The organism is Lactiplantibacillus sp. 30.2.29 (genome assembly GCF_018991255.1).
GTDB classification, from domain to species: Bacteria; Bacillota; Bacilli; order Lactobacillales; family Lactobacillaceae; genus Lactiplantibacillus; species Lactiplantibacillus pentosus.
In genome coordinates this window covers 104,824-117,407 of sequence record NZ_JAGYGU010000003.1, presented here as the reverse complement: position 1 = coordinate 117,407, position 12,584 = coordinate 104,824, and the positions used below count along the sequence as shown (strand labels likewise).

Below are 12,584 nucleotides of genomic sequence, written 5' to 3'. Positions count from 1 at the left end.
ATCATTCAGCTAAATTTCAAGGCTAACACCCCTTAAAAATGGGTCCGTTTAGCCGCTTGCGGGAAGAATTTACGTTTCAATAAATTGTAGGCTTTCGCCGGCAACTGTTGTTTTTCCATGTACATTACCGGTACTTCCACGTAACTGAGGTGTTGATGGTTGATCCAGACGTCTAACAATAGCTCGGATAGATAACCAAAGACGAGGGCTTCCTGAACATCGTAGTCTGAAATATCGATTCGGTTCCGGACTTCAAATAGGATATCGAAGACCCACTCGGCGTAGGCGTCAAACTTAGGACCCGGCATAATCATCATGTTAAACATATGCGCGGACGTCTGATGCATCAAGCGGTCAAAATCTGCTAAGAAGTCGGGGTGTTGGTCGTGGATGACCGTCCGCATCACATCTAACGGTTCCTGATGGTGAGCGTGGATGTAATGCGAATAATTCGACTCGATATAATAGTGGCGTTTTTTCGGCACAATGACATCATATTGCTCAAGCAAGCCTTCAATCTCGTCCATTGACAGAATCCCTGCCAGCTTGCGTTTCGGTGCTTCTGCTAAGTAACGCCGATATTGATTTAAGCCCTTGATGTCCGCATGACAATTCTTCCAGATCCAATACATCGCAGTTAATTCATTAAAATTTGGATTGCTGGCCGAAATATTATCGCCGACATTGTCCGGTTGATAATGCTGCGGTGTCACCCCATTGAGCGCCGCCCCGACAAAAATCGGTCGATACGTTGGATCTTGTGGCATTTGATACGGCTTATGTGCCGCAACATAAATTTGTACTTTCATTTGCCAGTCCCCCTCTGGTCAGAAATCGCGACGAGTTTCTACACTCGTGTCGCGACCGTTTAAAAATGCAAGTATTTACAAACGACTGTTAATTCACTTTATCATCTCTTGGTTTACTGAGTTGTACATATTGTTTTTCACCGCGTCGCAGCCGCTTAAACGAGTACTGTCTGGGCAAGAAACATACGCGCAGCACTGGTAAATGTGGGATTGCCCACATCGCAAGTGTCACAAACGCAATCCGATAACCAATCGTGACGACGGTTGCAACCAGTGGCCCGCCGTGCGGCAATACGAGACCGTTGACCCAGCCCGCCAGTCCAATCACATCCAAGTCGATCAGATGAAAACATAACACGACTAATGATAATTGGCCGTAGCGTTTTAGGCCCTGAACGACTCGTCTTGTCGCGTGTTGGGACAGCCATTCACTGAAGCGAATCACGCATAGACTCCCTGCAACACCACCCATCACACTAATCAGCAAGTTCGGCGACACGGGAACCGTTAGTGCAAAATAACCCTGAAAAGCACTCAACAACCACATAAACGTCAACAAGAGATACCAGGGCGCCGGCATCCGCTGTAACAGATTCGTTTGCCGCACTAGGTATCCGGCGTACAAAAAAGCTTGTGCCAACAAGGCCGCGTTAAACGCCCATGGCAAGTACGCGATTTGGCCTAAAACACCACCACTGATGGCAAGCGCAATCACGATGACGCCACGAGCCAAATCTTGGCGAGTCCGTTGCGCATACCGTGCCGTCAGCGTCATCCAGCCGTTGAACAACTGAATGGCAATAAACATACTCAGTAAGAACCATACCGCGCCAATCGGTTGCACCTGCCAGTGCCACGGATTAAAGACCGGTGAGCCCGCACCATAGACAGCGGCTAACAACCCCGTTTGCCAGCTTGGAAAATATGCCAGCAGAACGGGATTATGCGGCAACCAGCGCGCCACGGCACTCACGACGAGGACTAACACCGCCGTCGCGACGTACGGTAACAACAAATTGACCGCCCCACGCCGACACTCTTGAATGGGCGGGCGTGGATGATACAGGTAGCCACTCAACATGAAAAAAATCGGCATGTGAAACGCGAAAATCAAGCTACCAAAGAACTGACCGTTATACGGCCCCAAGGTATGTCCAACGACTACGGCTAAAATTGCGATCCCCTTTGCAATATCAATCCATTCAATTCGTTTAGCCATCCGCCAATCCCCCGCTCAGCTCGGCCCCGCCGAACAAATCCGGAAGTAACTGACGGGCCCACCGCCAGTATCGGAGTAACCACACGACTTCGACACTCACGAGACCGACTGCTAGTGTCCATAACCAGGCCGCCCACCAAGCCCCGATTATTGGGGTCAACACGCGGTTGATGCCTGTAAATGGCTCAATCAACAGGCCAGCGACCAATAAGGTTCCGTAGGCCGTTTGGACAAAGTTGTGCCGCCGCGGCTGTTTCAAAGTCGTGCGGTTCATGACCCACGTCGCAACGGTTACCCAGAGCGTCAGGCACGGAATGGCTTGAAAAGTCTGAGCAAAGGGTTGACTGCTGATGAGGTCGAAATTATGCTCCAGATTGACCTGATACATCGTGACCGAAACCATCACTGCGTAACAAGCCACAGTCAGTAACCACGCGACTAACAACTGTTCACGCGTGATGCGTGTCAATAGGTCAGCCTGACTGAGCCAATAACCCATCAAAGCGAAGAAGCACCCCGCTGTAATCGCTAATGGTGGGTCAATATTGATGGTCGTCAGTCCCGTGAAGAAGACCACGATCGGTACCATGCCAATAAAGACGAGCTCTGCCCAAAACAAGTAGCGCTGAATCGTGATACTAGCATGGTGCGCAATCACACGCAGTAATGGCAACGTCACGAAGAAGCCCAACAATTCGTATAAAATATCATAAAAGCCAACTGGTGCCTGGGCCAGGGCCGTGAAGAACCCTGCCAGATTAAAGTTAGCTAGTCCCTGGGATTGTCCTAATAAATCTTCAAGATAGAAGAATAGTGAGAACAGCGCAATCCCGCCCATCAACCAGAGAATCTGCCGAATCAACTGACTAATGGCTAATGCCGGTCGACGTAACTGGGCGGCCCCGAGTGCCATCAGTAACAAGTTGGGCCCGGCAGCGGTCGCTAAAGCCACGACGAGTTGCGGATAGAACCAGATTTGTTGCGGTTGATGGCTAAAGCTGAAGACGCCGTTCATATTGGTGTCCCCAAACAGAATCAGTAACAGGGCCACGATGACAATGATGCGTTGAACCCGATAGGCTTGTTTATGATTCATCCGTCAGTGCCCCCCTTGGACTAACGATTGGTTGGTCAAACGCCACGCCAACCGTCGTATGATAACTTGGCAGCTCCGCAAACAGCATCAGGATGAAGCTGTTATACGTGACTTCCAGAAAATGTTGATCAAACATGCTACTGATTGCAATGGCCATCATGATGACCGGTAACAAATAATCGTTTTGCCGTGTGCGCTGATACAAAAACCAGGTGATTCCAGCAATTACGACGACTGTGAACAATAAGCCGTATGAAATCAGCATATTCAGAAAAGAAGAATCAATGAAAAAGTACGTGGTCAAGCCAACGCCGTTCGTAAACGTGTTGACTCGGTCGCCACCCCAGCCATTGATTGGAATCGGCGACTGCCCAAACAACTTGACTCCATAAGCCAGCAGCGCATTTTGCCCCAGTGCTAAGCGGGTCGATAACGCGTCGTTGAGCGTGGCCAGTAGCTTATCTTGATAATTAAAAATATTCGAGAGACCAATCATCAGCCCACTTGCAATCGGTAACGTTAAAAAGCTGTAGCGCAGCAGTGGCCGCAACCACTTGAAATGCTGATTCTTCCGGCGATAGACATAGACCAAATATCCGCTAATGAGCACCACTAAGGCAATCGTATCGGTCATTGTCCTGGTGAACTGGTAAATCACGACTAACCCGAGTAGCGCTGGAATCAACATGACTAATCGGAACCGCCGCGCTTGCAAATACAAGTAGGCTGCGCAGATGTAAAAGATGTGGGCAGCGAAGTCCGTCGTATACACGACCCCAAAGGACTGACGCACCCCGTCGTCAGTCACAAACGTAATGTTTTTAATCAGGCCAATCTCGGCGGCAATGAATGCCAGGAGTAAGATGCTCCCGACGACCGCCAGATAGACTTGCATGATTCGACGAAAAGACACTTGACGGGCGGCTAACACTAGCATGACCGTCGGCAACAAATAGTGCGCCCCCGACGTCAGTGTCACAACCGTCACCAGTGCCAACAGGCTGACTTCACCAATGATTTGGCGCGGTGTCAGTGCTTGAAAGCCAACAATTAGGCCGAACATTGCGGCTAAAGTCGCTAACTCGACCAAAACGCCTAGCTTGTGCGGATACATGACATTAAAGGTCGTCGTTTGTAGCGTCACGGAAGCCAAATAGACCGCAAAGATCATGAGATAGACCGCCTGGTAATCCTGAACCAGTCGGTGCCATTTAAATCGCTTCATCTTGACGCCCCCAACCTTGCACAAATTTGACGAGATACGGACTGAGCACCGCTAAACTGCCCCCAATAACGAGGACTAGCTTCCAAATCGCCCCCCGAATCACATTCGGTGTCCGTTGAACTCGCCGCCTGACCGTTGTGATGCGGTAATGCTTCAATGACTTTAAATTATCCGTGATGGCCACCTCAAACGCCCGCGCATTCAGACGGGCGACTGACCGCGAACTACTCGACGCCGTCACGCGTAACACCGGCTGATGTTCAACGGGTGTCGCCTGGACCGATTCGCTTAATTCCTGAATCGGCTGCCAGATGCCAGCATGCATGTAGGCGTAGGCACTCGCCTGCGTCAACACGATACCTTGGTGCGGCATGACACTGAATTGCGGTAACAGCTTAATGTCTTGACGCCGTTGACGGCGACGCTGAGATGCAGTCATCTTCGCCCGCGGTTTTTGGACGATTTTCAAGTCGACTTGTGCTTGATACACTGGCTTGGGAAGCCACTGATTGAGCCCCCAGCCAATGCCGATACTGAGCAACATAATCAGTAATTCGAGCGGTAACCACCGCCACGCTAGTTTAAAGCGTTCTTTTGGTTGGACCTTCATTCGAATCACTCACTCCCATGTTGACTAATTTGAAACTGTGTCCAGAGATAGTCCGTCACTAATAAGTGCTGCTTCCCCGTGGCACGAAAATGCTGATTTAAGCGACGGTAACGCGGTTGTTTCTGTAAGTGACCACGCGTTGCTAAGCTGAACACCAACTGATAATGGCGCTTGCTTACCGCGACCAGATTCACCGCGGTGACCCGCTGATGACGCGCATGCTCGAGCCGCACTGCCCCGACTCGTTTGACCGGTTCCGTCAGGCGCTTTGCACGATAGATCAATAGCCGCGACCCCTGCTGGCGAAACAGGACCAATTGGCGATTGATAAGATTCAGGCCAACGACTTGCTTGGCTTGTAAGTTGCCTAGGCGTAGTTGCTGCCAGCGCGTCACTTTGAACCGACTCGTCAGCTGCCCGTAATAGAGCTGCACGCGCTTGGTCTGCCGGTCAGTGCCGCGAATGATGACTAGTGGTGACTGCGAGCGACGTGCCAGCACCGTTTGGACTTGACCGTGCTTAAATCGTGTCGTCGTCACCTGCAACCGCTGGCGATGCCAGTCTTTGAAATTGGTCGTCCAGTACGCCAGCGACCCGTCAAACAACGTCAGCCGGCCCTGGCGATAGCTGACGCTGGGCTGTTTCAAATGGACATTTGGATAACTGATTGGTAGCTTCGTCCACACCCGCCCATCGTGACTGGTACTGATCCGCCCGTACTGCGCCGGATTGCCCTGATACTGGCGATTCTCAAAAACGGGCGTCGCGGTATTTTGTGTTCCGGCCTGTAGATAGCGCGCCTGCCGCAACGTTTTTTGAATCTCCGGCTTCGTCAACGCCGAGCGATACTTGAGTCGAATCGTCTGATTATGCCGTGGCAGCCAGGTTCCTAGTGGATTGCGATTCGTTAAGACGTAGCCGTTGATTCCGGACTGAAATAAATTGCGGTGGTTCGCCTTACCTACCAGTAAAATGGGGCTAGGCGAAATAATCGGTGTGCCATTTTGATCCGCTTGATAAATGCGCGTCACCGTATCCTGCCCGCGCTGGATGCTGAGCGCGTAAAACGCATAGCCTAGTAATAACACTAGCAGGAACAGGCTACCCCCAATTATCACCAGCCGTTTCTTCATGTTCAATCATCACACATTCTTTTAATTTACCGGTGCAAATTCCGCCGCGACCGTTACCAACGCCGCGTGGATCACCTGGTGCATGTCATAGTACCGGTATTGCCCGAGACGACCACCAAAAATCACTTGTGGTTCAGCCGCCGCTAACTTCGCGTACTGCTTATACAGTGCATTGTTCGTCTGGTTATTGACTGGGTAATACGGTTCATCCCCGCGTTGCCAGTTGGCCGGGTACTCCCGTGTAATCACGGACTGATCCGCATCGCCCTTGCCGAATTCAAAATGCTTATGCTCGATGATCCGGGTATACGGGGTCTCCGCATCCGTGTAGTTGACGACCGCATTACCTTGATAATTACCAACGGGCACCGTCTCCGTCTCAAAACGTAGTGAGCGGTAGGCTAATTCTCCCAATTGATAATCGAAGAATTGGTCAATCATCCCGGTAAAGACAATCTTGGGATAAGCTGCTAGATAGGCATCCTTATGGGCAAAAAAGTCGGTATTGGTTTCCACGGTGATTTCAGGATGGTCGATCATCTTCTCAACGATCTGCGTATAGCCACCGATTGGAATCCCTTGATAAGTGTCGTTAAAGTAATTGTTATCGTACGTATAACGGACCGGTAACCGACGAATGATGAAGGCGGGTAAGTCGGTGGCCTTTTGTCCCCACTGCTTTTCGGTATAGCCCTTAATCAACTTCTCGTAAATATCGGTCCCAATCAACGCGATCGCTTGTTCTTCCAAGTTACGCGGTTGTTGGTCGCCTAAGTTGGCCGCGGCCCGTTGCTCGGCAATCTTAGCCGCCGCTTCAGCCGGCGTCCGGACGCCCCAGAGTTCGTTAAAGGTATTCATGTTGAATGGCAAGTTGTACATCCGGCCCTTATAATTGGCGACCGGACTGTTAGTATAGCGGTTAAAAGTCGCAAATTGGTTGACGTAATCCCAAATCTCCTGGTCGGAGGTGTGGAAAATGTGTGCACCGTATTGGTGAACTTGGATTCCCGCCACTTCCTTGGTATAAATATTGCCGGCGATGTGGTCGCGCTTCTCGATCACTTTGACCCGTTTGCCCCGTAAGGCTGCTTCGTGGGCAAAGACGGCGCCGAAAAGTCCAGCACCAACAACCAAATAATCATACTTACTCAATTTAATTTCCTCCAAGAATATAAAGTCTCATCATGTCATTATGTCAAAAAAATTTTAATGTGAAAGGGTAATTGTTATATTATTGTATGAATACTGTTAAAAAAGCGACCATTCTTAGAATGGTCGCTTGAAATTATTTATATATTTATTTATCCAATCCCAAAGAACCCATGCATAAACAATGCGGCACAAGCTGCCCCAACAAATGGTGCAATTCCGGGTACGATGATCCCGTATTGCCAGTCGCTGTCAGCCTTGTTTTTAATTGGTAAGATGGCGTGGGCAATCCGTGGTCCCATGTCCCGGGCAAGGTTCATGGCGAAACCAGTAGGACCACCGAGTCCCATCCCAATGGCCCAGACTAAGAGCCCCACACCAATCGGAACGATTCCTGGCGTCTTCACTTCAGAAATAGCTAAAATTCCTGAAATAAAAATAAAGGTATCGAAGAATTCGACGAAGAAGTTCCGTGGTAAGTTACGCACAGCGGGTGCAGTTGAGAATAAGTTCCGAATCGTAATTGGTGAAATCTCATCAGCAGAAGCGGCAAAATGGTCGGCGTACATGATCCAAACGATCACAGCACCAACGACCCCACCCAAGACTTCCGCAACTGAATACGGGATGAAGACTGACCATGATAAGTTGCCCAACATGCATTGAGCCAAGACCATGGCTGGATTAATACAAACATTGCCGAAAATGAAGAGGGCAATCGTAATCCCAAAACCCCATGTGGTAATTGCGAAGATATGGCCGGAACCGCGGTACTTGGTCCCCTTTAAAACCTCACTACAATGTACACCGACACCAAAAATAATCATCAAGGCGGTTCCCATGAACTCTGCCAGAAGCTGATGAATCACTATCTTTCTCCTCCTGTGGCGTTATTACGCCTGTTTATTTTGAAATAGACGCCACTGGCTTTCAGAAAGCACCGGCACTTTTTTCACACGAACACCATTATACACAAAATCCGAATCGTTTAATATGTAAATCGCAAAAAGTTTTGATTTTACATGATTAACGATTCGGATTCAACTAATAAGTTCTAAGCTTTCGGTGATTTATTTTTGTTCCGCTTGAAGAATTGGTAGAAGATTCGGCGCATCACGCGAGGCGATTTCGGCTCGATCTTCTCTTCAAACCACTCCTGAACCGAGGCGTTGACCACCCCACCAAACATCAGCAGGATACCGGAGAAGTTGAGCCAGAACATCAGAACAATCAAACTCCCAATTGTCTGGTAACTCGTTATTCGTTTGGCGAACAATTCAATGTAGATTCGGAACCCTTGGGAGATCACGATCCAGCCAATCGTCGTCACCAGTGCTCCAATCCAGATATAACGCAATTTTACCTGGGCGTTCGGCACAAAGTAGTAAAGCAACATGGCGACCACGAACATGCCAACAAAGGTGATCAAGTTTTTATTCTCCAACAGCTGATTGATCCAGTTCGGGATAATCGCCCGCGTCAGGTGCGTCAGGCTTAAGACCAAATCCAAGATAACCTGACTGAGTGTGAAGAAGATCGCCAGGCCGACAATCAGCAGTAGTAAGCCGAGTGTTAGAAAGAAGGCGATGATTCGTGTCAGAATCGCCCCCTGCGCATCATCGACGCCATACGCTTCGTTTAAGCTCCGGCGAATCGCCGCAATAATCTTGGAAGCCGACCAGATCGTCACCAAAATCCCAATCGACAAACTACTACTACTGCCGCTCGACAAAAAGGAGACCAGAATCGGCTTGAAGGTTTGATAGACGTTACTGGGAATCACTTCCTGCGCGTACGCCAAAATCTGCCCACTTTTCAAATCAAACCGAGCAATCAGGTTCCCGGCAATCAAAATAATTGGCGCAATCGACATCAACGCGTAATAGGCCAACACGATGGCGTTATTACTAACATTGGCCTGATTGTACCGCCGAATGATGATTTCGAGACTCTTCGTAATTTTAGGGTACCGGGCTTTTAAATTCATTCATCCATCCTCAACGCTCACTTATAGTATCTCCAATTATACAATGGAATCTCGCTAGAAACACCTTTTATACTAAAACTGGCTGTTAATTGGTGGCCTGGTGTTTGAAGCTAGACCAATCATGGTACAGCTAGTCCAATCATGACGCACCGTTTCCACGCGATTGCGTGTGCCTGGACCACATTTGGCTGCACGTCGCAAAAAAATAACCGGTCGGACACCCCCACGGCATCCGGTTCCGGTTACGCTACTAATTTCACATCTTTTCAGGAGAAGTGAAAATTATTATCACTATGTCACCCAACATATTACACCGTTTATACAAAATTGCAACCGAAATTAATGTGTCCCAATCTTTTTTGTAATAGCCTGCAAAATATATTCGGCAGCATGGCCATCCCCATATGGGTTAGCCGCATCCGCCATCCGCTGGTACTCAGCCTGATCATCCAACAGTTGCGTCATCGCAGCGGCAACTTTTTCACCATCGGTTCCAACAAGCTTCAGGGTTCCGGCTTCAACACCTTCCGGCCGCTCAGTCGTGTCACGCAAGACCAGCACGGGTTTGTTCAACGACGGCGCCTCTTCTTGCACCCCACCCGAATCAGTCATGATAAAGGTACTCCGCGCCGCCATGTTATGGAAATCAAGCACGTCAAGCGGGTCAATCAAGTGAATGCGCGCGGTGTTACCCAAGATGCGCTTAGCCACCGTTTGAACGGCTGGGCTCAAATGAACTGGGTAGACCACTTCAACGTCTGGATGCGTCGCCACGACCCGTTTGATAGCGGTAAAGACGGCTTCCATCGGCGCTCCTTGATTCTCACGACGATGCATCGTCAGTAAAATCATCCGGTGTCCCGGCTGAATCAGGTCGAGGGCCGCGTGCTGGTAATCGGCTGAAACGGTCTGCTGCAAGGCATCGATGGCCGTATTGCCCGTCACCGTGATGGCCGCGTCTGGATGATGTTCCTTCAGCAAGTTCTGCCGACTCAGTTCCGTTGGCGCAAAATACATGTCAGCGAGCACATCCGTCAACTGGCGGTTCATCTCTTCGGGATACGGCGAATACTTCTGCCAGGTCCGCAAACCAGCCTCAACGTGTCCGACTGGAATCTGGTGATAAAAAGCGCTGACACTGGCCGCAAAAGTTGTGGTCGTATCGCCGTGAACCAGCACAATATCCGGCTGCTCCGTGTCCATGATCGCATCTAATTTAGTGAGCACCCGACTGGTAATCCCCGCCAGCGTTTGATTGGGCTGCATAATATTCAGATCATAGTCGGGCTTGATGTGAAAAATCGTCAGCACTTGATCGAGCATCTCACGGTGTTGGGCGGTCACCACCGTCACTGGTTCAAATTGCGCTTGTTGCTGCAACTGCAAGACGATTGGCGCCATCTTGATTGCTTCTGGACGCGTCCCGAAAATCATCATTACCTTAATTGGTTTTGTCATTAACTTTCACCTGCATCATTTAGTTTCTAGTCCCATGATAGCGTTTGTCACCCGGATTCGCCATCTTTTCACCGAAATGTTTAGTGATTGTTAATTGATTTGGACGTGGATCGGCTAAGCGGGGCTGGCTGTGAGTTAGATAGCCGATGGAATAATGAGCTGACTTTATACTTGGGTGCCAGTTTATGTACTCAGTAGACTGGCTTAATACTTGAGCGCCGGCTTGCCGACTTCAGTGAACTGTCTCTATATCTTGGCAAGCCGGGTTGTGTCTCACAGTTGACTTGATTTATCACCCTGAGTCCAAATTAAAACACACCCGCCTGCGCCTCATCACAATGGTGGTTGTGACTGACAGGCCAAGTGGGTGTGTCGTTTTGCTTCATTAAAGTAGTTTGTTACTGCAATCCTAATTCTTTTGAATGGGTACCAAATTTAAATCGTGGCTGACACGTGAATCGGATAGCACTGTCTGTATGTCTCAGTAATAGTGTAACCCAGCGCTAACCCTGAGTTTCGTCTAATTGTGTAGCTAATTCTGAACTGTAATATTTCTTAAGACATCCGAGAACTTCAGGCCCAGGCTGCATCTCGGAAACCAGCAGACACCAGAATCCACATTCATCTCACACCAAGCCACTTCAACTCCAGTTTTCACTCAACCTAACCGCCCCGACTCTAAAACGGCACCGTCTTCAACAAAATATCACGAATCTTGTAAGCGACTTGGTTATCGCCACCAAAGACGCCTTGATTTTCGAATAGCACCAGTGCGACTTTGGCATTGCGAGAGCCCATATAATACGTATGGAAATTATTGTCATTGCCACCGACCCGAATCACCTGGCCCGCTTGATAGTAGATCCCCGCGGAGTACTTGTACTGGAAGTTATCCGCTAGTGAGCGTAAGCCGGCCTGACCGACCAGTTGGCCACTCTGTAAGCCGTACATGAATTTGTAGTAGTCGCCGACACTCATATACAAACTACCACAGCCGAGTTCTGCGGATTGCAGTGGTTTGGAAATGATGCCGCCTTGTCCACTGCCGTTCGTCAAGCGATAGGACAACGGGTTAAGGACGTTACCTGGAATATCATTATATTTGTAAATGTGCTTTAATCCGAGTGGCCGAATGATGTCATTTTTGAGCGCCGTCTGATACGACTTGTGTGTCACCTTACGAATGACGCCGGCCAGTAACGTGAAATTCGCATTGGAGTAAGAATACGCGTGATTATTGGTCGAACGTAAATGTTGTAGCGTATAATTCAGGCGCGCCGTTTCCGTCGGTAAAATCGTCTTCGGTGTCAGTTCTGCCATACGAATGCCGGAACGGTGATCTAATAATTGCCGCATCGTGATTTGATTGGCATACGGAATGTTCGGATAAAATTGGCTAAGTGGCGTGGTCATGCTCAACTTGCCTTGATTGATCAATTTCTGAATAACGGCACCCGTGACCGCCTTTTGTAAGGAGGCTAGTGGATACACCTCGTTTGCGGAATTCCGGACTTGGTTCGCATCATCCGCATACCCATACGTCCGAACGCGGACTCCCGCCGGCCCATTGGTGGTTAATAATAACGTGCCCATAATATGATGGCTTTTAATCAACGCATCGATTTGTTTGATGGCCTGCGCTTCCGTATACTGACCTGGTTTTGGTTTCGGTTGCTGCTTAGTGACGTGTTTCTTTTTGGTAGCCGGTTTGATTTTAGACGCGGCCTGCTGCACTTTGATCGTCTTCGGCGTTTCCTGTTGCGCTCCTCGACCTAACTGCTGTGAACCCCACACGCCTAGACCAATCAACCCCAGTAAGATTGGTAAGACGACTAATAACCAACGACGCTTGTTCATCGCAATCCCCCCTTGCGCGTATCGTGGCTGGCAACTCCCTG

General features: G+C 49.4%; 11 protein-coding genes. All 11 read right to left on the bottom strand.

Features of this window, described 5'->3' with window-relative positions:
- Window positions 1–32 precede the first annotated feature (32 nt).
- Entirely contained in the window at window positions 33–809 is a 777-nt protein-coding gene (locus KGF65_RS03070; protein WP_216748298.1) for a DUF4422 domain-containing protein, read from the bottom strand.
- An 88-nt stretch (window positions 810–897) separates the two neighbouring features.
- Window positions 898–2,028 carry an acyltransferase family protein gene (locus KGF65_RS03065; RefSeq protein WP_105923742.1) on the bottom strand — a complete coding sequence of 377 codons (1,131 nt, stop codon included), beginning with the start codon at window positions 2,026–2,028 and terminating at the stop codon, window positions 898–900.
- Entirely contained in the window at window positions 2,021–3,124 is a 1,104-nt protein-coding gene (locus KGF65_RS03060; protein WP_216748297.1) for a polysaccharide biosynthesis protein, read from the bottom strand. The genes KGF65_RS03065 and KGF65_RS03060 overlap by 8 nt, the downstream gene beginning before the upstream one ends.
- A complete protein-coding gene (locus KGF65_RS03055) occupies window positions 3,114–4,349 on the bottom strand; it encodes a polysaccharide biosynthesis protein (protein WP_213472595.1) in 1,236 nt (411 codons plus the stop codon). The genes KGF65_RS03060 and KGF65_RS03055 overlap by 11 nt, the downstream gene beginning before the upstream one ends.
- Complete coding sequence (locus KGF65_RS03050; protein ID WP_088769786.1) at window positions 4,336–4,959, bottom strand: polysaccharide biosynthesis protein; 624 nt, start codon at window positions 4,957–4,959, stop codon at window positions 4,336–4,338. Before KGF65_RS03050 ends, KGF65_RS03055 begins: the two co-directional genes overlap by 14 nt.
- A 5-nt stretch (window positions 4,960–4,964) precedes the next feature.
- The gene (locus KGF65_RS03045) at window positions 4,965–6,092 is read right to left on the bottom strand and encodes a polysaccharide biosynthesis protein (RefSeq protein WP_253954400.1); all 1,128 of its coding nucleotides are present in this window, start codon (window positions 6,090–6,092) and stop codon (window positions 4,965–4,967) included.
- A gap of 21 nt (window positions 6,093–6,113) precedes the next feature.
- Complete coding sequence (gene glf / locus KGF65_RS03040; protein WP_216748295.1) at window positions 6,114–7,244, bottom strand: UDP-galactopyranose mutase; 1,131 nt, start codon at window positions 7,242–7,244, stop codon at window positions 6,114–6,116.
- A gap of 149 nt (window positions 7,245–7,393) precedes the next feature.
- Complete coding sequence (gene larD / locus KGF65_RS03035) at window positions 7,394–8,110, bottom strand: D/L-lactic acid transporter LarD (RefSeq protein WP_003638198.1); 717 nt, start codon at window positions 8,108–8,110, stop codon at window positions 7,394–7,396.
- A gap of 185 nt (window positions 8,111–8,295) precedes the next feature.
- Window positions 8,296–9,228, bottom strand: coding sequence for a YihY/virulence factor BrkB family protein (locus KGF65_RS03030; protein ID WP_216748294.1), 933 nt, complete (start codon window positions 9,226–9,228; stop codon window positions 8,296–8,298).
- Window positions 9,229–9,567: 339 nt separating this feature from the next.
- Window positions 9,568–10,686, bottom strand: coding sequence for a non-hydrolyzing UDP-N-acetylglucosamine 2-epimerase (gene wecB, locus KGF65_RS03025; RefSeq protein ID WP_216748293.1), 1,119 nt, complete (start codon window positions 10,684–10,686; stop codon window positions 9,568–9,570).
- A 678-nt stretch (window positions 10,687–11,364) separates the two neighbouring features.
- On the bottom strand, window positions 11,365–12,543 hold the full coding sequence (locus tag KGF65_RS03020) for a serine hydrolase (protein WP_216748292.1): 1,179 nt from the start codon (window positions 12,541–12,543) through the stop codon (window positions 11,365–11,367).
- Window positions 12,544–12,584 lie beyond the last annotated feature (41 nt).